Genomic DNA, 21,232 nt, shown 5'->3' with positions numbered 1-21,232 from the left:
AGATTTTAATAGAGACGATTGGTTTGGCGTTTTTTTAAATTCAATAGTAGAACGTTTTGACCCACATACATTTTATTTTTCACCCGAAAACAAAGAACGTTTTGATGTAAGTATGAGTGGAACATTTGAAGGAATTGGAGCTCGTTTGCAAAAGAAAAATGTTGGAGTAGAAGTGTCTGAATTAATTTCGGGTGGCCCTGCTTGGAAAGGAAAAGAACTTGCCCAAGGCGATCTTATTATTAAAGTAGCTCAAGCAGAAAAGGCACCTATAGATATTACGGGGATGCGAATTAACGATGTGGTTAAAAAAATAAAAGGTCCAAAAGGAACCGAAGTTCGATTAACTGTAAAGCGTGTTGACGGAACAATTAAAGTAATTTCAATTATAAGAGATATTGTTGAAACTGAAGAAACGTTTGCAAAATCAACGACAGTTATAAAGGGCGAAAAATTATTTGGAATTATTTATTTACCTAAATTTTATATTTCTTTTGACAACAAAGATAATAGAGATGCTTTTAAAGATGTTGCTAAAGAAATTGAGCTTTTAAAAAAGCAAAATGTAGAGGGTATCATTATGGATTTAAGAGACAATGGAGGAGGTTCTCTTCAAACAGTTGTAGACATGGTTGGTTTGTTTATTGACAAAGGCCCTATAGTTCAGGTTAAATATGCTAAATCAGAACCCAATATATTAAAAGATAAAGATTCAAATGTACAATGGGATGGTCCTTTAGTGGTTATGGTTAATGGTTATTCAGCCTCGGCTTCTGAAATATTTGCGGCGGCCATTCAAGATTATAAACGCGGAATAGTTATTGGTAGTAAGCAAACTTATGGAAAAGGAACGGTTCAAAATGTTATTGATCTAAACGATATGGTTCGTGGCAATGATTTAGGAGATTTAGGCTCTTTAAAAACAACGATTCAGAAATTTTATAGAATAAATGGAGGTTCAACTCAAAGAGAAGGGGTTGCGTCTGACATTGTTTTGCCCGATTATTTTGCCTATATAGAAACTGGCGAAAGAGATGAACCCGAAGCTTTGCCATGGGATAAAATTACACCAGCAGAGTACAATACAACAGGTGCAAATTTTGACAATGTTATTGCTTACAGCAAATTAAGAATTAAATCCAGCAAGCAGTTTAGTTTAATTGATTCTTATGCCAAATGGAATTTTGAACGAAAAGACGATAAAGATATAAGTCTAAATTATACACTATACAAAAAAGAATTAGCCGCTTTAGAGGCTGTAAATAAAACCTATGAAGGGCTTAAAGAATATAAAAACAACTTAGAATTTACTTCACTGCCTTATGAATTATTGGCGTTTAAAAAAGACACTCTTTTAAAAGAAAAAAGAGAACGTTGGCACGAAGAGTTGAGTAAAGATGCTTATGTTGACGAATCTTTGAATGTTATTGACGACATTTCTAAATTTGTTAGATTATCTAACTTCGTATCATTAAATAAAAATAAATAATTTAATACTGCCTTTTTATATAAAATCCCATTTGATAAAATGGGATTTTTTTTGACTTTTTTTATAAACTAATTTGAAATAAACTTACCGTGGCATTTTCGTAATGCGCAGGTAGGCCTATAGTATTTTTAAGTTGTAAAAGGCCTAAAAAATCAAAGCCACATGTTTTATAATGTTTAATTAAACCTTCATTATTACCAACGGTATCTAAACGTATGTATTTTTTGTTGTTTTCATTAGCATATGATTTAGCCCATTTTGCAACTATACGAACAAAATTGTGACCGCGATAGTCAGCATTTGTTGCAATTCTGTGCAAATAAACAGCTGTGTCATTATTGCGTTCTTCCCATATTTGAGCATCAGAAAATGTGGTTGCCCATACACATACAATTACATCATTGATGCTAATTTTCCATTGTCTATTTTCGGCAATTTCTTGCTCAATTAATGTTCTGTCAAACAGAGGCCATTGTGTTTCATCTTTTGTTTTTTGAAAATCGACAGCAGTTTTGTATAGCTTAAATATAGTGTCTAAATCTTCAGGAGTGCTGTTTTTTATTAGCATGATTTTTTTGTAAGAAACACGTTAAAATTATAAAAAAAGTATGTTTGATTGCTGTTTCATAATTTCCCTTTAGTTTGCTTTAACTTTGTATATGGTTATAATTTGGAGATTTAAGTAAGTTTAACCAAAGGGATAAGTTTTATTTTATGTATTTCAAATATATAAAAAATCTCCTCAAGAATAAAAATCAATATCGAATTTATTAGTATTTTAAAATACAATTAGTTTAATAAATTGTTTAATATTTTTTTATTTTTATCGAGATCTAATTTTAAGGCAATAATTTTTGTTTCTTGTTTTGTTATTTTTTATTTTTCGTTTTCTATTTTTTGAAGTACCCCGATTTGAGTTTCAATTTTTTCTTTTTCAGTTTTTATTTGCTCTCGTGTGTTTTTCTCTTTCGTATTTAGTTCTTGTTTCAAAAGCACTTCAGTTGTTTTTAAGCTGTCTATTTTTGCTGTAAAAATTGCATCAGATTTTTGGCTAAATACATAATTGAATGAACAAATGTATAGAAAAAGTATTAATTTGGTTTTCATAATTGTTTGATTTAATTTTATAAAATTAATAATATAAGACACTAAACTATTTAACCACGATGAGGTATTTTAAAATATTAATTTTTTACGTTGTAATGCATTTTTTATCGTGCAAGGACAAAGCGTCTAACCAAAACGATATTTATTCTTTCGAGAAAACAAGTGTAGACCATACGTTATTTGATTATTTACCGTCTTCAACTTCAAATGATGTTTACACAAATGATTCATATTCTTTTTCGTACAAAGAAATTTATGAACAATCTGAATGGGTGGCATATGAATTGACGTCATCAGATATGAATAACGCTCATTATCAAAGACCCTATTTTAATCAAGATAACTCTGTGAAATCAAAATCAGCAGATTGGAAAAATTATAAAAATTCGGGTTATAATAAAGGGCATCTATGCCCAGCCGCAGATCGAAAAAGCAGCTATAATATGTATAAGCAAACATTTTTAACGTCAAACATTTCACCACAAATATCAGATTTTAATGCTGGAATATGGAACCGATTAGAACAAAAAACCAGGTATTGGGCAACTCGTTATGGTGGTCTTTACGTTATTACAGGGGGTGTTCTAAAAAAGGGTTTAAAAACAATTGGGAAAGAAAATGTAGCCGTGCCTACTTATTTTTATAAAATTATTTTAACTAAAGATAAGTTAAACATGATAGCTTTTTTAGTTCCTCATGAGGCTTCAAATGCTTCATTATATAGTTTTGTGGTATCTGTAGATGAGATAGAAAAGATGACAGGAATTGATTTTTTTAAGGCTTTGCCAGATGATTTAGAAAATAGCTTAGAAGGAAATAAAGGCTATAAAAACTGGAGTTTTTAATTTATTTTATTACCATTCATTTACTTTATTAGCATCTAATTTTATAAAAATAAAAAGTAGGGAAGTAAACGACCATAGACTCGATCCTCCATAAGAAAAGAAAGGCAGGGGTATTCCAATAGTTGGAAATAAATTTATAAGCATACTTATGTTTATAAAAAAGTGAGTAAATAATATAGTTGCCACACAATAGCCATAAATTTTGCTGAATTTAGACTTTTGTTTTTCGGCTCTAATAATAATTCTTAATATCAAGACTACAAACAAACCTATTATTATAGAGCTGCCTAAAAAGCCCCATTCTTCACCTACAGTTGTAAAAATATAATCTGTATGTTGTTCAGGTACAAAGTTTCCTTTTGTTTGAGTGCCTTGTAAATATCCTTTGCCAGAAAAACCTCCAGATCCAATTGCAATCATAGATTGATTTAAATTATACCCTTCATTTTTCATATCAACATTGTCTTTAAACATAACGTCTATCCTGTCTTTTTGATGTGACTCTAACACGTTTTCATATACATAATCAACCGATAGTGTATAGCCAGCCATTAATAAAAAAGTTAAGATATATACTATTGGGTTTCTAGAAATTTTAGTATTAATTATAAAATGGATTATCGTAAAAATTAGGATTAAACTAACAATAAAAACAGGCTTAACAAAAAGGGCTAAAACAAAAATAAAAATACAAATAACACCTGTCCATATATACCATGAAGGTAGCCCATACCTGTTTAGAACAAAAATTAAAGCTAAAAATATCATAGCACTACCTGCGTCTGGTTGAAGCATAATTAATGCTACAGGAAACATTATTATTGCTAAAGCTATATATTGAATTTTAGGTTTATTTAAGTTATTTTGTGGATAGCTTAAAAATTTAGCTAAGAGCAATGAACAAGATATTTTAACAACCTCTGAAGGTTGAAAACCAAATCCAGCTATCTTATACCAATTAGTTTGACCTTTAATAGTAGTTCCAAAAACAAATAAACCAAGCAACAATACAATGCCAACAAAGTAAAATAGTACAGAAAATTTCTCATAAATTTTGGCATTTAAATTTAGTAAAATTAGTATTATGGGTATACTAAAAATTATAAACATAAGTTGTTTACCATATTTTTGAGTAGTATCTAAAATAAATGTTTCTTCAGCTGGTAATGATGCAGAATAAATATTTGCCCATCCAATAACCACTAAGATTATATAGATTATGACAATAACCCAGTCGATGTTTGCTAGTACACTTTGGTTTTTCATGTATTAGTGATTAATAGTAAAAGGTTTGCCGCTAGTTATTTTGTCGTATTCAGATTGTAAACTACCGGTTAACATTTTTATTTCTAAATCTTTTCTGGAAACTTCACCTTTTAAATATTTTTCAATCATTAAGGTTGCAATTGCACCTGCCCATCTATTTCCCCAATATCCGTTTTCAACCAAAACTGCGATGGCTATTTTGGGATTGTCTTTTGGCGCAAAGGCTACAAAAATTGAATGATCTGTTAATTGGGTTCTTTTGCCATCAATTTTAGCAAAGTTTTCGGCAGTACCCGTCTTACCACAAATTTCAAGATCTTTTACTTTTAAAGATTTTGCCGTTCCTATATTATAAACATCATACAAGCCCTCGATAACGGGTTTAAAATATGACTTGTCAATGCTAGTTTGATGCTTAGTAGTAAATTTTTTGTCGATAGAAAAATTTTTTATTTTTTTAACGATATGTGGTGTGTAATAATATCCTTCATTTGCTACAGCTGCCATCATGTTTGCTAATTGAATAGGCGTTACATCAATTTCTCCTTGTCCAATTGCATTTGAAATAATGGTATTACTTCTCCATCCACCATTTGGGTAAAATTTTTCATATAATCCAGAATTTGGAATCCTACCGGCTTTTCCAATTGGCAAATCTGTCCCTAAATAATTTCCTAAACCAAAACTTTGTAAGTGTTTGTTCCATTTGTCAACACTAAATGATGGTTTTGAATATTTATCAATTGTTTTTTTAAATACGTTTGCAAAATATGTATTACAAGAATTATAAATTCCATTATGAAGTATAGACATTCCCGAACAATGGCATTTCATAAAAGCACCCTTTCCATAATAAAAACCGTGATGGCACACAAAGCTTGTTTCTTCATCTATAACTTCTTCTTGTAAACCTATTAACCCTGTTAGTATTTTAAAAGGTGAGCCTGGCGGGTATTCTGCCAGTAAGCTTCTGTCATACAAAGGTTTAGCTATCGAGTCGTAATATAGCATGGTATAATTTTTTGAACGATTTTTACCTACCAATAATGCAGGATCGTAGCTTGGTGCAGAAACTAGTGCTAATATTTCTCCTGTTTTAGGTTCAATAGCTACAATTCCGCCTCGTTTATTAATCATTAATTCTTCGCCATATTTTTGTAAATCACCATCAATGGTTAAGGTTAAGTCTTTTCCTTGAACTGCAATAGTATCATATTTTTCATTTTTATATGATCCAATAATTTTATTAAAACGGTTTTTTTGAAAATATTTTACACCTTTTACACCTCTAAGTTCTTTTTCATATTCTTGCTCAATGCCCTGTTTGCCAATTAAATCACCACTTTTATAATATGAATTGTTGGCAATAATAGCGTCATTAACTTGAGAGATATATCCAAATATGTTGGCTCCATTTTTGGTTTGATAATCTCTTAAAAAACGTTTTTGAATATAAAAACCTTTAAACTTTCTAATTTTTTCTTGAAAAGCAGCAAATTCTAACTTTGTTAATTCGGACAAAAAAACAGAGGGTAATCGAGGGCTATAAACGATGGCTCTTTTTACTTTAGTATTGAAATAATCGAGGTCAACTTTTAATAATTCACATAATTGTAAGGTGTCTAAATTTTTAATTTCTCTAGGAACAACCATTATGTCATAAGAAGGTTGATTTGCTAGTAATAGCTTACCATTTCTATCATATACATAACCTCTTTCTGGAAAAGTAAATTCAATTTTAATGGCATTATTGTCTGATTTTATTTTTAATGTTTCATCAATAATTTGTAAATAAAAAAGCTTGACCAATATTAGGATTGATGAAACAATAATAATTAATGGAAGTAAAATTTTTCTCATTGTCTACTGGGTTTAATCAAGTATAAAGACAAAATACAAATTATAGATGTAAAAACAGCATTTAGAAGTGGTCTTACCAATATATCAATTGATAAACCAAAACGAAACAATTCAAGCGTATATATAATAAAATGATGAATAAAAACGGCTATAAAAACGAATACAATTCGTTCTGAAGAAACTTTTTCAGAAATTTTAATAGTTTGATATTCATAGCTTAAACCAAAAGCAAATTTAAAAATATAAGGCCTTATGAATGCTAAAATTAAGCATGCCGTTGCATGAATACCTCCAGTGTCGCTAAACAAGTCTAATGTGATTCCTAAAAAAAAACTGCTAAGTAACAATATTGATTTGTTACTGTTTGCGGGGTAAAGTATAATAAAAAGCACATAAGGAAATGGGTCAATGTAGCCAAATAACTTGATGTTGTTAAATACTAAAACCTGAAAAGATATAAGAATTACAAATCGCAACAGGTTTATAAGAAAATTACTATTCATTGTATGATTTTTGTAATTCTATTAATTCTGTTTTTTTTGTATTATCAATAACGTAAACAAAACCAATATTTGTCATGTCATTAAACAAACGTACTTTTATGGTATAATAGTTTGTGTTTTTGTCTACATATGCTTTGTCTATTCTGCCTATAGGTATGTTTTCTGGAAAAATAACAGACTGTCCACCAGTAACTATAGTATCCCCTCTTTTAAGACTTGCTAAACGGGGCACATCAACAAATTGAACATATCCAGCATTTTTTGCATCCCATGTTATTGTGCCATAGTAGTTACTGTTTTTTATTTTAGCATTTAATTTTGACTTGGAGTTTAAAATACTTAAAATAGTGGCATAGTTAGTTGAAGTTTTATCAACTATTCCTACAACACCTTTGCTGTTTATAACGCCCATGTCTTCGTTAATTCCTTCTTTTTTTCCTGCATCTAATGTTAAATAATTATCATATACATTAAACGAATTTTTGGTCACCCTAGCCTTTATAATTTTGTATTGAAGCATTTCTAAAGGTAGCTCAATAGAAGTTGATAATAGTGTGTCTTTTTTATTGAAAAGAATTTTTTTTAACTGACTGTTTTCTTCAAAAAGATTATAATTTTCTTCGACTAAATTAAAATATTTATTAGCGTTTTCAATTCTTTCATATACATAACCTGAAAAAAAATTTGCGGAACTTATAGTTCTGCTTTTATGGTACGAGTTGTTTTGTATTGTAAAATATATTGATATACCTAAAAGCAACAAAAACAGCAATTTATAGCTGTTTTTAATAATGATATTTATTATTTGTTGCATTTAATTATTTTTTATTTGATAAGTATTCCTTTGTATTTATTTAAGTTTTTTAGAGCCATTCCAGTTCCTCTTACAACTGCTCTTAAAGGGTCTTCAGCTATATACACGGGTAAATCTGTTTTTAAAGATATTCTTTTGTCTAAGCCTCTAAGCATGGATCCACCACCAGCTAAATAGATACCCGTATTATATATGTCGGCAGCTAATTCAGGAGGTGTTTGTGATAATGTTTCCATTACTGCATCTTCTACACGTTGAATAGATTTGTCTAGTGCTTTTGCAATCTCTCTATAAGAAACCTCTACTTGTTTAGGTTTTCCAGTAAGCAAATCTCTACCTTGTACAGACATGTCTTCTGGCGGATTTTCTAATTCTTCTATTGCTGCACCCACTTGAATTTTTATTTTTTCGGCAGTAGCTTCTCCAACAAATAAATTATGTTGGGTTCTCATATAATAAATAATGTCATTAGTAAAAACGTCTCCAGCTATTTTAACCGATTTGTCACAAACAATTCCACCAAGAGCTATTACGGCAATTTCTGTAGTTCCACCACCTATATCAACGATCATGTTTCCTTTTGGTTGCATAATGTCAACACCAATACCAATAGCAGCAGCCATAGGTTCATGTATAAGATATACTTCTTTTCCATTTACTCTTTCACAAGATTCTTTAACGGCCCTCATTTCTACTTCAGTAATTCCAGATGGTATGCAAACAACCATTCTTAAAGCAGGTGTAAACATTTTGTTTTTTAATGCTGGTATACTTTTGATAAACATGCTTATCATTTTCTCTGATGCATCAAAATCTGCGATAACTCCATCTTTTAATGGTCGAATTGTTTTAATGTTTTCATGTGTTTTTCCTTGCATCATATTTGCCTCTTTTCCAACAGCAATTATTCGTCCTGATATACGATCACGAGCTACAATAGAGGGACTATCAATAACAACTTTGTCATTATGAATAATCAATGTGTTTGCGGTACCAAGGTCAATTGCTATGTCCTCAGTCATGAAATCAAAAAAACCCATATTTAAAAATGGTATTAGTTACTAATTAAACAATTTTTATCTAACAAAAGTAATAAAATTAATGTTTAAAATGACGTATTCCAGTAAATACCATAGAAACATTATTTTCATTACAATATTTAATGCTCAATTCATCCTTAATTGATCCACCAGGCTGAATTACAGCTGTAATTCCTGCTTTATTTGCTAACTCTACACAATCTGGAAAAGGAAAGAATGCATCACTAGCCATTACGGCTCCGGTTAGGTCAAATTCAAATGAAATTGCTTTTTCAATAGCATGTGTTAAAGCATCTACTCGAGATGTTTGTCCTGTTCCTGACGCACATAATTGTTTGTTTTTCGCAAATACTATTGTGTTGGATTTTGTGTGTTTGCAAATTTTTGAAGCAAAAAGTAAATCTTCTATTTCGTCGGTAGTAGGTTCTGTTAACGTAGCCGTTTTTAAATGTTCTCTAGAATCTGTAATAATATCCTTGTCTTGAACAAGAACCCCGTTTAAACAAGTTCGTACGGTTGTGTTTGGTAATTCAACTTCTTTTTGAACTAAAATTATTCTGTTTTTCTTTTCTTCTAATGTTTCTAACGCTTCATTATCATAATCTGGAGCTATTACTACTTCACAAAATAATTTATTAATTTCTTTAGCGGTTTCATTATCAATCTTACCGTTAGCTATTAATACGCCACCAAAAGCAGATGTAGGGTCTCCAGCAAGAGCATCAAGATATGCCTCTTTCATTGTGCTTCTTGAAGCAATTCCGCAAGCGTTATTGTGTTTTAAAATTGCAAAGGTAGGTTCGTCATTTTTAAATTCATTCATTAAGTTTACAGCTGCGTCTACGTCTAATAAATTATTATAAGACAATTCTTTTCCATGAATTTTTGAAAATATTTCCTCAAAATTTCCAAAAAACAATCCTTTTTGATGTGGGTTTTCACCATAGCGAAGTACATTTCCATTTGTTTCACTAATTTTTAAAACAGGTTCGTTATAGCTTTTGTTAAAATAATTAAAAATTGCGGTATCATAGTGAGACGAAACATTAAATGCTCTTGAAGCTAAGAGTCGTCTGTTTTCAATAGTAGTACCGCTATTGTTTTCTGAATAAAAATTTAAGAAAGACGTATAATCATCAACCGAAGCAACAATAACAGTGTCTTTATAGTTTTTTGCAGCAGCTCTAATTAAAGAAATTCCACCGATGTCAATTTTTTCAATAATATCAGCTTCACCAGCGCCACTTGCAAGCGTTTTTTCAAAAGGATATAAATCGACGATAACTAAATCAATTTGTGGAATATCAAATTCTTTCATTTGCTGTACATCGCTTTCATTGTCTTGACGGTTTAATATACCACCAAAAACTTTAGGGTGAAGTGTTTTTACTCTGCCACCAAGTATTGAAGGGTATAAAGTTACATCTTCCACTGCTACAACAGGAATGCCTAATGCGGTTATATAAGATTCTGTTCCACCTGTTGAATAAATAGTTACATTATTTTCATGAAGTGCTTTAACAATAGGTTCTAATCCTGTTTTATCAAAGACAGAAATTAGTGCCGAATTTATTTTTTTTGTTATCATCATTAGGAGTAGATTGTTTGAAGTGCAAAAGTAGGGATTGTTGACAAAATATTCAAGTATAATTACAAGAGTTTTTTTGATTTAAATGTAACAAATGCAAGTTTAATTCTACTTATATACAATTCCTTAATACTATGCTTTTATATTTTAGATTACTGAGTGAGAGTTTGAGTTTTGCATTAAATGCATTACGAAATAACAAATTGCGTACTTTATTATCGCTGTTAGGTGTTACCATTGGTATTTTTTCGATTATTGCTGTTTTGGCAGCTGTGGATTCTATGGACAAAAAAATCAAAGAAGATTTGAGTGATATGGATATGAATACCATTTATTTAATGCGATTTTCTTTTGGTCCGTCTGATGTTCCACGTTGGAAACGGCAACAATTTCCAGATGTCTCTTATGAAGAATTTGAAATGTTAAAGCGTTCGGTTAAAGGTGTAGATAAAATTTCGTTTAATATGTTTACACGAAATGAAAATATAAAATACGAAGACAAAACCGTTAGCTCTATTCGAGTTAAACCTTCAACGAATGAGTTTTTTGAGATTGAATCTTTTAAAATTGAAAAAGGTAGGTTGTTTAATGAATCGGAGTCTAATTCAGGAAATGCAGTAATAATTATAGGATATGAAGTTGCAAGTGGCTTGTTTGGTGACTTAAACCCATTAGGAGAAAAAATTAGATTATACGGTCAAAAATTTACCGTAATTGGTGTTTTAAAAAAGCAAGGACAAGGTATGTTTGGCGACAGTAATGATGTAGCTGTTTTTTTACCTGTAAACTTTTTGCGAAAAAAGTATGGCGATAACAATCAATCTTTAACACCTGCAATTTTAATTAAACCTGAAAAAGGTATAGACTTAGAAGAGTTTAAGGCAGAAATTACCCAAAAAATAAGATCCACGCGTGGTGTTAAAACAGGTGAAATTGATAATTTTTACATCAATGTGTTATCTGGTTTTACTGATTTTATTGACAATATTATAGGTCAAATGAATATGATTGGTTGGATTATCAGTTTATTTTCTTTGCTAGTTGGTGGTTTTGGAATTGCCAATATTATGTTTGTTTCTGTAAAAGAACGAACCAACTTAATAGGTATTCAAAAAGCATTAGGAGCTAAGAACAGATTTATATTGTTTCAATTTTTATTTGAAGCTATAATTTTATCTTTAATTGGTGGATTAATCGGAATGTTTTTAGTTTGGATAATTGCATTAATATTATCCAATGCCTTAGATTTTGAATTTGTATTAAGTGCATACAACATGTTTTTAGGGACTGGTTTAGCTGCATTTATTGGCTTACTGTCTGGAATTATTCCTGCAATTACTGCATCAAAATTAGATCCCGTAGAAGCGATTCGAACTGGAATGTAATTCAATGGAAAATTTAATTATAAAACTATTTACTACCTGTAATTAAAAGTGGAGCAGTTTATTATGTTAAAAACATGCTCGCCTTTTTTTATCTCTCACAACTTTCTTAAGAGTCTCGAATAAGGGTCTATTATGGGTTTATACGTGTTAATTTTCGCTTCGACACAGATTCTAGTAAAAAAGTACTTGGTTGTAACGGCTGTGATTACAGAAAAAATTAGTCGAGTTATAAACGAGAAATTGAGCAAAAAAAAATTCCATTCTAACTTAAGAATGGAATTTTTTTATTTATCTAATATCTTGATTTAAAATTAAATCAATGTAAAGGTTTATTTTATTTTTCATTTCTTTTCTATGAGCAATGAAATCTAAGAAACCATGTTCTAGTAAGAACTCTGAAGTTTGAAAGCCATCTGGTAAATCTTTACCTGTTGTGTCTTTTACAATACGGGGTCCTGCAAAGCCAATTAAAGCTCCAGGTTCTCCAATATTAATATCACCTAACATAGCATAAGACGCAGTTGTTCCACCTGTTGTAGGGTCTGTACACAACGAAATGTAAGGTATTTTTTCATCTGCAAGTTGTGCTAATTTTGCAGCGGTTTTTGCTAATTGCATTAATGAATAAGCTGCCTCCATCATACGAGCGCCACCTGATTTTGAAATCATTACAAATGGAATCTTATTTTTGATAGAATAGTCAATTCCACGTGCAATTTTTTCGCCAACAACGGCACCCATTGAACCTCCAATAAAGGCAAAATCCATACAGCAAATTACCAAATTATTACCTTTTGATTTTCCAACACCTGTTCGAACAGCATCTTTCAATTCTGTTTTTTTCATAGCATCTTTTAATCGGTCGCTATATTTTTTGGTGTCTTCAAATTTTAAAGGATCTTTTGATGTTAATTTAGCATCTAATTCTATAAATACGTTTTCATCAAAAAGAATTTCAAAATATTCTTTACTGCCTATTCTTACATGAAAATCATCTTCAGGACTTACCCATAAGTTTTTTGCTAATTCTTTTGTGTCTATAATTTTCCCGGTAGGAGACTTATACCACAAACCTTCTGGCACATCTCTTTTATCTTCTGTAGCAGTTGTGATTCCTTTTTCTTTTCTTTTAAACCAAGCCATAATTGTTTAATTATGAATTAAGAATTACAAATTACGAATTTATACGCAGCTCATAATTTTTAATTTGAAATTTATAATGTGTTTACGTTGTTAAGATCTGCAAATGCTTGTTCTAATCTTTTGATAAAAGTTAGCTCACTTTCGCGAACCCATTTTCTAGGGTCGTAATGTTTTTTATTAGGTGAATCTGCTCCATCTGGACTTCCAATTTGAGTTCTTAAGTACTCAATATTTTTTGTCATATAATCTCTTGATCCTTCTGTGTAAGCAAATTGTAAATCAGTATCAATATTCATTTTAATTACACCATAGCCAATAGCTTCTCTAATTTCTTCAACTGTAGATCCACTTCCACCATGAAAAACAAAATCAATAGGATTTGCTTCTGTCTGGTAATTTTTTTGAATAAACTCTTGCGAATTTTTTAATATTTTTGGTGTTAATTTTACATTTCCTGGTTTGTAAACTCCATGAACGTTTCCAAAAGCTGCTGCAATTGTAAACCTTGGGCTTACTTTTAACAATTCTTCGTAAGCATAAGCTACTTCTTCAGGTTGTGTGTATAATTTTGAGCTGTCAACGTCAGAGTTGTCTACACCATCTTCTTCACCACCCGTAATTCCTAATTCTATTTCTAATGTCATACCTATTTTACTCATACGAGCTAAATAAGTTTTACATATTTCAATATTTTCTTCAATAGGCTCTTCTGACAAATCAATCATATGTGAACTGTAAAGAGGTTTTCCTGTTTCAGCAAAATGTTGTTCTGAAGCATCTAATAAACCATCAATCCACGGTAATAATTTTTTAGCACAATGGTCTGTATGAAGAATAACTGTTGCCCCATATGCTTCAGCTAAAGCATGAATATGTTTTGCACCTGCAATACCACCTAATATAGCCGCTTTTTCATTTGCATTAGAAAGTCCTTTTCCTGCATTAAATTGCGCACCACCATTCGAAAATTGAATAATTACAGGAGCATTTAATTTTGCAGCAGTTTCCATAACCGCATTAACAGTGCTTGAACTTACTACGTTTATAGCAGGTAAAGCAAAGCCTTTTTCTTTTGCATAATTAAATATATTTTGAACTTCATCGCCTGTTGCTACGCCAGGTTTAATATTGTGTGCCATTTTAGTTTGTTTTTACGGGGTTTGATTTTTATATTTTGGTAAAAATAAGTATTTATATTTAAAATGGGTAATTTATACCAAAATTTAGGACAGTTTTGCTAAAGTTGAGGTCTTTGCCCCATCTTTGGTTTTCTAAACGACCAGGATTGTATGTTTTATAACCAAAATCTAATCGGAAAACAAAAAAACTAAAGTCATATCTAAAGCCAATACCGGTTCCAAGTGCAATTTCTTTTAGCGAAGTAATTCCGTTAAACGTATAAGACTTGTCTTGTACATTATCAAAAACATTCCAAATGTTTCCAGCATCTGCAAAAAAAGCGCCATATAATTGCCCAAAAAACGGAAAACGATATTCCGCATTAAATGCTAATTTAAAGTTGGCTTCATTGAAATCATTAATTCCACCACTAGACCCGGGCCCTAGTGAATAAGGTTGCCAGGCTCTATTGTCATTAGATCCGCCAGAAAAATAACTTTTTGAGAAAGGAATAGAATTAGAGTTACCATAAGGTATTGCTAAACCTATAAAACTTCTCATTGCATAACTTCTTTTTCTGCCTAAATCCCAATGTTTTATGTATTCAAAATCACCTTTAATATATTGCGCATATTCTACACCAAATTGTGTTTTATTGCCATTATCACTAAGGGGTTGTTTGTCAATATTTGCAAGTAATGAAAGCATGTTGCCAGCAGATTCTAATTTAATTTTTAAATTGTAAAAATTAAAGTCATACACATCTGTTTTGTTTGTTTTTGAAAATGTAAAACTAGATGCTGCAATTAAATAATCTTCAATTAAACGTTCTCTTCTTTCTCCAATACTCCTTACTGATTGATATTCAGTTTCATTTGAAGTTAATGTGGTGCTTCCAGTTATTACGTCGTTAATAAAATTTACGGCTCCAGTTGAAGTAAGGTTTCCGTTTAAAATATTATTAGGATCTATATTATAAATCTGCCCTATTTCATTTAAATCATTATAAGACGATGTATACACATTAAAATAATTATTTATATTTAAATTTTTTACAAATTGAAGGTTTAATAATTCAAATTTAGAGCTTGTATTTTTTTTGCTTGTCCAATTGTAATCAATTATTCCAGAAAAATTTTCTTTATCAAGTCCAATGTTGGTTTGTCTAAACAATCCTAATGTTATATTAGTAGATGGAGACATTTCTTTTTTGATAAATTTTGAACTAGAAATCATAAAAAAGATACGTGGAAACGTTAGCTTGGCATCAACACCATATTCTGAAATGTTAAAAAAAACATCATTAGGATTTGCTAAATCTTTTGAAGAACCAATATTGCCCCGCGTGCTTAATTGTAAAATTTCGGCACCTCTAAAAACATTTCTAAAAGTGACAGATAAATTACCAGCAATTCCAAATTCTTGGATATTAGAATGAATAAAATCTGCACTAGCATTAAAAGTATAATTTTTTATTGGGGACAGATTTATGTTTGAAATTAAAGCAGTACTGTCTTTGGTTTCTTTAAAATCAATTGTAGGATAATTAAAAATATTTAGATTGCCCAATGAACGTGTAGTTTGAAATCGATACAAATCGCTATAATAATCTCCTTTGTTTATAAAAACGGCATTGGTAATAGCTTTAGGTTTATATTTGATTTTTTTTGAACCATATAGGGTATAGTTATTATATGTAATACTGTCTTTTATTTTACTTTTATCTTTAATAACATTATTATCTAGATAAATATTGACTTTTTCAATTTTATATATTTTATGTGGTATAGAAATGGCAACTTCATCAACGGAAATTTTTCTGTCGTTAATATTTATATCAACGGCAAGTTTTTTTGTAACGGTATCTTGATAAACGTTATAATTAATGTCGTTTTCTTGAAAATAATAAGCACCATTATTTCTGAAATTATTGGCTATTCTTTTTCGTTCCTTATTAAAATCTGTAACATTATATTGCTTATTTAATTTTAAAAAGGAGCTGTCTTTTGTAGATTGATACATGCTATCGATCACAGCAGTTTCAATAATTGAATTAATAGTTTCAATAATATAAGGATTCTTTTTTAACACCGTATAGGTAATTTTTCCTCTTTTTTTTCCAACAGAATCTATAGAAGCGCTAATTTGATTGTCAAAATAGCCATATTTTTTATAATAGCCATTTAATCTTTTTTTAGATTTTTCAATTTTATTTTCATCAATAATCACAGGTTCTTCTCCAATTTTTTTAAAGAAGTTGCTATACCCTTTTACTAAGAAAGATTCTCCTAATCGGGCCACTTGTTTTTCAGACAATAGCGCGGTTAAGTTTTCTTTTCTATAGGGCTTTTTATTCAGCCAAGATACAAAGGAAGAATCTGGATTTTTTTTACCTAAATGATATAAATACAAGCGAATAGGTATTTTTAAAAAACTAGAATTGGGCTTTTGATACAATAAAACGTGAATACTATCAGTCGTATTTTTTTGATTATCAATTACTACCTCGTTTTTTGTCAATAACATTTCATCATCAGGCACTCTCATAAGTGGAGAACACGAATAGATAATTGCTATTATTACAATTAATAATGTTATTTTTGATGAATTATATTTCAATTTGCCGTATATGATGGTTCAAAAATACTTCTTTTAATGATAAGTAAAAATCAAATTAAATTAATAAAAAGCCTTCAACAGAAAAAATACAGAAAATTGTATCAACTTTTCTTTGCCGAAGGTGTAAAAGTAATCCAAGAATTGCTTAATTCCAATTATGAACTGGTTGAAATATTCACTATTAATGAATTATTTCTAAATGTAGAAAAAAGCAAAATCAATTTCATTTCTGAAACCGAGTTAAAAAGCATCAGTTCCTTAGTTACTCCAAATGAATGTTTAGCTGTTTTTATTATACCAGAAACCGAATTAAAAGACTACTCTAATACCCTGCAAATTGCTTTAGATGATATTCGTGATCCCGGAAATATGGGTACAATTATACGATTAGCAGATTGGTTTGGTGTTCAAAATATAATTTGTAGTGAGGCTACTGTTGATGTGTACAATCCAAAAGTTATTCAAGCTACAATGGGCTCAATAGCTCGAGTTCATGTTGTGTATTGTGATTTAAAAGCACACTTGTCAGAAGTATCAGTTCCTATATACGGCACTCTTTTACAAGGCTCAGCTATTTATTCAAAAAAATTAATTCAACCTAGTATTATTGTTTTGGGTAATGAATCGAATGGAATTAGTAAAAATATACAACAATTAATTACACATAAAATCACCATTCCCCGTTTTGGATCATTACAACAAACCGAAAGTTTAAATGTTGCAACGGCTGCGGCAATTGTTTTAAGCGAATTTTGTCGAAATAATTAATGAAAAGAGAAATTTATAAAAACACCTCTTGTTCGCATGGCGTCAATATTTGAAGTCCAAGGACTGTTTGGGTCGTTGTCATTTATTAATTCGTTTGTAGTGCTAAATACACCTCGTATTGAAGGCGAAAAAACAAAATACTCATAAAATAAATCTACTCCAAAGCCTAATTCATAATTACTGGTCCATTTGGTCATTCTAAAAACAGTTGATTCATTGTCATTTGGAGAATCAGAATTACTTCCTAAATTTAAACTTTTTGACAATCCGCCTAACAAATAAGGTCTAACATTACCAAACCTTTTAGAAGAAAACTTAAGTAATAACGGAAAGTGTAAATAGGTAGATTTAACTTCTCTAAAGGCATCTACAGGATCTTCTATGTCTGGATAGTTTAAATCTCGTTCGGTATAATATAATCCGGGCTCAAAACGTAAATCAATGTTTTCATGCAGTCTTAAATTCCCTATTATTCCCACATTAAAACCTGTGGTATTTTTTACAATTAAATCTTTAGCAACCGATTTATAACCAAACTGAAAATCATAAAAATTGAATCCTAAGAAAAAACCATAATGGATTCGCTTTTTCTGAAAATTTTCTAAATTAATGATAGGGTCTTTTCCAAACTGTGCATGGCTAGCAATTGTAAATGCTGCAAAAAAGATTATAAATATACTTTTCATTTTTGGTGTTACTTCTTAGTTGCGTGATAAATTGTAGCGACTCCAAAGGTTTGAGGAAGATGCTGTACATCTATAAACCCAATTTTTCGTAAAATATTGTTTAAAGCCTCACCAAAAGGAAATTCGTTTGCAGAATCAGATAAATAGGTATAAGCTACTTTGTCTTTAGAAAAAAGTTTTCCAATTAGGGGTAAAATAAATTTGGTATGAATTGCATAACCTTGTTTGTAAGGAAACTTTGTTGGCACGGATGTTTCAAGAATAACAAAAATTCCGGTTGGTTTTAAAACCCTTAAAATTTCTGTCAATCCTTTTTCTAAGGTTTCAAAATTTCGAACCCCAAAAGCAACTGTTATGGCGTCAAAATAATTATCAGGATAAGGTATTTTTTCGCTGTCTCCTAAAACCATTTGAATTTTTGAATCTAGTTTTTTAGCGGCTATTTTTTTAATCCCTACTTCAAGCATCCCTGCAGAAATATCTAAACCTATTATTTCTTCGGCAGAAGTATGGGTCATTAAAATAGCTAAATCTCCAGTTCCTGTTGCGATATCTAAAACAGTTTTTGGATTTTTATCTGCAACCAACTTCAGTACTTTTTTACGCCATTTTACATCAATTCCAAAAGAAATTATGCGATTTAATTCGTCATAATTAGGAGATATGTTATCAAACATTTGAGCAATTTGCTCTTTTTTGCCTAATTCAGAATCTTTGTAGGGCTTTATGTTTTCTGCCATCTTGTTTGTATTGGTCTGCAAAAATACAATTTATAATCAAATTCAGGTTAATTAAATACGTATAATACTTCAATATTTTAGAACGATAAATTAGATCTTTAGACAAACATAGTGGTCTATTTTATTTCTATTTCATCTATGAATATGAATGCATCACCATCAAAAGGAAACCCTTGATGCCATTGTGGTAATTTGCCAAAATTTTTCGCCAAAATTTTCACATATCGTACTTTTTTAACCTCAAATTTTAATTCAAAACTTTTAAGTACTATTTCATTTTCTTTTGGATCAATTGTGTTATTAATAGATCCAATTTTTTCATAAGTGATGTTGTCTTTCGAAATGTAGTAATCTACTTTTGGGGGCATTAAAATCCAAGCACGCGTATCTTGTAAATAGTTAGATGCAATAGCGTGAATTTCTTTTAGGTATTGCAGATCTATAATGCATTCAAAATCTTGAGATTGATAGCCTTGCCATTCGCCTTTTCGCCAATTTTCGTTTCCATAAATACCATCAATTAAACCTTCGTTACCACCTGCATGATATTGTGGATTGTATGTTGATTTGATGTCTATGGTAAAGTTGTTTGGTTTCTTAATAAATTGAGATGACACGGTTTTGCTAACTTTTCCATTTCCATTATCAGAATAGAACTTTATAATGGCCGACTTGTCTATAATTAACTCAGCATCATACATTTTAAATTCAGAACTATTGATACTGTAAAAATAGTTGGTGTCTTTATTCTGGGAATCAAATGTAATCTTCAATTTGTCCTTAAACGACTTACTTTCAGCTAATATAACAGGAACTGGAATAAGTCTCGGATAAATTTCAGTATGCTTATATTTTACTTTTTCTAAATCTATATATTCTGATTTAACTAGATAATTATCTAAAGTAATTTCTGCTACTTTTTTACTTTCAAAATTCACTTTCACATTCTCAAAATAAGGCTTTGTTACTGACCAAGAACCTTCACCAGGAGTAACCGAATAAATCCCCATAGAACTTAATACATACCATGCACTCATTTGGCCACAATCTTCGTTACCTATTAAACCATCTGGTGTGTTTTTGTAGAAATTATCTAAAATGTATTTTACTTTTTCTTTTGTTTTTGAGGGCTTACCCACATAATTATACAAATAAGCCATGTGATGACTGGGTTCGTTTCCGTGGGCATATTGGCCTATCAAACCAGTAACATCTACTTGTTCTCTGCCTGTAGTTTTGCTTTCACTGTTGAACATTTCGTCTAATTTGGCTTCAAATTGTTCTGCTCCACCATAAGCTTCAATCATTCCGGAAATATCTTGTGGCACAAAAAACGAATATTGCCACGAATTTCCTTCTGTATAATTATTATTCACTTCTCTTGGATCAAACGGTTTGTCCCAACCTCCGTTTTTCTTTGGACGCATAAAGCCGGTTTTCCAATCGAAAACATTTTTCCAATTTTGAGAACGCTTCATGAAATAATCATAATCTTTTTGTTGGTTTAAAATCATTGCCATTTGTGCAATACACCAGTCGTCATAAGCATATTCTAAGGTTTTAGAAACACTTTCGTGGTCGTCATCTATAGAAATAAAACCCTGTCTTTTATAGGCTTCTAGGCCTAACACTTCGCGCATTGCTGAAGCTTTACTGGCTTCAAATGCTTTTGCGTAATCAAAACCTATAATGCCTTTTGCCATAGCATCGGCAATCACTGAAACGGAATGATAGCCAATCATACAATCGGTTTCGTTGGAGGCCAGTTCCCAAACGGGTAATCTGCCTCCTTGCTCATATTGCTTTATAAATGTATTTACGTAGTCTGAAGTTCGTTTTTTGTCAATTATAGTATATAACGGATGTGCTGCTCGAAATGTATCCCAAAGCGAAAAAACCGTGTAATAATCAAATCCTTCTGCGGTGTGAATTTCATGATCACGACCGCGATATTTTCCGTCTAAATCTTGAGCAATATTAGGTTGTATCATGGTGTGATATAAGGCGGTATAAAAAATGGCTAGTTTGTCGTTGTCTTCTGAACTGACTTCAATTTTTGATAATTCTTGGTTCCAAAGTTGTTCTGTTTCTTTCTTTACTTTATCAAAATTCCAATGCTTGATTTCAGACATATTCAAATTTGCCCCTTCATTACTTGTTGGAGAAAGTGACACTTTTACAAGGATTTTTTCTCCTTTTTTAACAGATTTAGAGAAACTTAAAGCTAATGTTTGTATATCTAAATCATTTGAATTTTTAATTC

Annotated in this window: 18 protein-coding genes; 4 read left to right on the top strand and 14 right to left on the bottom strand. The window is 30.6% G+C overall.

Annotated features, from left to right (window positions below; translation table 11 throughout):
• Nucleotides 1–1,486, top strand: a 1,486-nt coding sequence (locus AABM47_RS10060; RefSeq protein WP_338410794.1) for a carboxy terminal-processing peptidase, incomplete at its 5' end; no start/stop codon positions are given.
• Between the two features lie 61 nt (nt 1,487–1,547).
• Here AABM47_RS10060 and AABM47_RS10055 read toward each other — a convergent pair.
• A complete protein-coding gene (locus AABM47_RS10055; RefSeq protein ID WP_338410793.1) occupies nt 1,548–2,054 on the bottom strand; it encodes a GNAT family N-acetyltransferase in 507 nt (168 codons plus the stop codon).
• A 308-nt stretch (nt 2,055–2,362) separates the two neighbouring features.
• The gene (locus AABM47_RS10050; protein WP_338410792.1) at nt 2,363–2,593 is read right to left on the bottom strand and encodes a hypothetical protein; all 231 of its coding nucleotides are present in this window, start codon (nt 2,591–2,593) and stop codon (nt 2,363–2,365) included.
• Between the two features lie 95 nt (nt 2,594–2,688).
• Here AABM47_RS10050 and AABM47_RS10045 point away from each other — a divergent pair, with 95 nt between their 5' ends.
• Nucleotides 2,689–3,438, top strand: a complete 750-nt coding sequence (locus AABM47_RS10045) for a DNA/RNA non-specific endonuclease (protein WP_338410791.1) — start codon at nt 2,689–2,691, stop codon at nt 3,436–3,438.
• Between the two features lie 9 nt (nt 3,439–3,447).
• On the opposite strand, the gene rodA is transcribed toward AABM47_RS10045, so the two are convergent.
• The 6 genes from rodA to purH are packed head-to-tail and all read right to left on the bottom strand — an operon-like array spanning nt 3,448 to nt 10,512.
• Nucleotides 3,448–4,704, bottom strand: a complete 1,257-nt coding sequence (rodA, locus tag AABM47_RS10040; RefSeq protein ID WP_338410790.1) for a rod shape-determining protein RodA — start codon at nt 4,702–4,704, stop codon at nt 3,448–3,450.
• A 3-nt stretch (nt 4,705–4,707) separates the two neighbouring features.
• Entirely contained in the window at nt 4,708–6,564 is a 1,857-nt protein-coding gene (mrdA, locus tag AABM47_RS10035) for a penicillin-binding protein 2 (RefSeq protein ID WP_338410789.1), read from the bottom strand.
• Nucleotides 6,561–7,067, bottom strand: a complete 507-nt coding sequence (locus tag AABM47_RS10030; protein WP_338410788.1) for a rod shape-determining protein MreD — start codon at nt 7,065–7,067, stop codon at nt 6,561–6,563. The genes mrdA and AABM47_RS10030 overlap by 4 nt, the downstream gene beginning before the upstream one ends.
• Complete coding sequence (gene mreC / locus AABM47_RS10025) at nt 7,060–7,881, bottom strand: rod shape-determining protein MreC (RefSeq protein WP_338410787.1); 822 nt, start codon at nt 7,879–7,881, stop codon at nt 7,060–7,062. Before mreC ends, AABM47_RS10030 begins: the two co-directional genes overlap by 8 nt.
• 11 nt (nt 7,882–7,892) lie before the next feature.
• Nucleotides 7,893–8,921, bottom strand: coding sequence for a rod shape-determining protein (locus tag AABM47_RS10020; protein WP_338410786.1), 1,029 nt, complete (start codon nt 8,919–8,921; stop codon nt 7,893–7,895).
• Nucleotides 8,922–8,979: 58 nt separating this feature from the next.
• Nucleotides 8,980–10,512, bottom strand: coding sequence for a bifunctional phosphoribosylaminoimidazolecarboxamide formyltransferase/IMP cyclohydrolase (gene purH / locus AABM47_RS10015; RefSeq protein WP_338410785.1), 1,533 nt, complete (start codon nt 10,510–10,512; stop codon nt 8,980–8,982).
• A 131-nt stretch (nt 10,513–10,643) separates the two neighbouring features.
• Here purH and AABM47_RS10010 point away from each other — a divergent pair, with 131 nt between their 5' ends.
• The gene (locus tag AABM47_RS10010; RefSeq protein WP_338410784.1) at nt 10,644–11,894 is read left to right on the top strand and encodes an ABC transporter permease; all 1,251 of its coding nucleotides are present in this window, start codon (nt 10,644–10,646) and stop codon (nt 11,892–11,894) included.
• 288 nt (nt 11,895–12,182) lie between these two features.
• Here the strand turns inward: AABM47_RS10010 and accD are convergent, their stop codons facing one another.
• From accD to AABM47_RS09995, 3 genes are all read right to left on the bottom strand, one after another.
• On the bottom strand, nt 12,183–13,037 hold the full coding sequence (accD, locus tag AABM47_RS10005; protein WP_338410783.1) for an acetyl-CoA carboxylase, carboxyltransferase subunit beta: 855 nt from the start codon (nt 13,035–13,037) through the stop codon (nt 12,183–12,185).
• 71 nt (nt 13,038–13,108) lie between these two features.
• Nucleotides 13,109–14,176, bottom strand: coding sequence for a class II fructose-bisphosphate aldolase (gene fbaA / locus AABM47_RS10000; RefSeq protein ID WP_338410782.1), 1,068 nt, complete (start codon nt 14,174–14,176; stop codon nt 13,109–13,111).
• Nucleotides 14,177–14,234: 58 nt separating this feature from the next.
• Complete coding sequence (locus AABM47_RS09995) at nt 14,235–16,775, bottom strand: BamA/TamA family outer membrane protein (protein WP_338410781.1); 2,541 nt, start codon at nt 16,773–16,775, stop codon at nt 14,235–14,237.
• A 36-nt stretch (nt 16,776–16,811) separates the two neighbouring features.
• Here AABM47_RS09995 and AABM47_RS09990 point away from each other — a divergent pair, with 36 nt between their 5' ends.
• The gene (locus tag AABM47_RS09990) at nt 16,812–17,543 is read left to right on the top strand and encodes an RNA methyltransferase (RefSeq protein ID WP_338410780.1); all 732 of its coding nucleotides are present in this window, start codon (nt 16,812–16,814) and stop codon (nt 17,541–17,543) included.
• Here the strand turns inward: AABM47_RS09990 and AABM47_RS09985 are convergent.
• The 3 genes from AABM47_RS09985 to AABM47_RS09975 form a co-directional block, all read right to left on the bottom strand.
• Nucleotides 17,540–18,229: a porin family protein gene (locus AABM47_RS09985; RefSeq protein ID WP_338410779.1), complete on the bottom strand. Its 690-nt coding sequence runs from the start codon at nt 18,227–18,229 to the stop codon at nt 17,540–17,542. The genes AABM47_RS09990 and AABM47_RS09985 overlap by 4 nt on opposite strands.
• A gap of 8 nt (nt 18,230–18,237) precedes the next feature.
• Nucleotides 18,238–18,969: a bifunctional demethylmenaquinone methyltransferase/2-methoxy-6-polyprenyl-1,4-benzoquinol methylase UbiE gene (ubiE, locus tag AABM47_RS09980; RefSeq protein ID WP_338410778.1), complete on the bottom strand. Its 732-nt coding sequence runs from the start codon at nt 18,967–18,969 to the stop codon at nt 18,238–18,240.
• A gap of 116 nt (nt 18,970–19,085) precedes the next feature.
• On the bottom strand, nt 19,086–21,232 hold a 2,147-nt coding region (locus AABM47_RS09975), incomplete at its 5' end, for a glycoside hydrolase family 92 protein (RefSeq protein ID WP_338410777.1).

It is taken from the genome of uncultured Flavobacterium sp. (assembly GCF_963925415.1).
In the GTDB taxonomy this organism is placed as follows: domain Bacteria; phylum Bacteroidota; class Bacteroidia; order Flavobacteriales; family Flavobacteriaceae; genus Flavobacterium.
The sequence above is the reverse complement of the archived record's forward strand: the minus strand, read 5'-3'. Positions and strand labels throughout refer to the sequence as shown.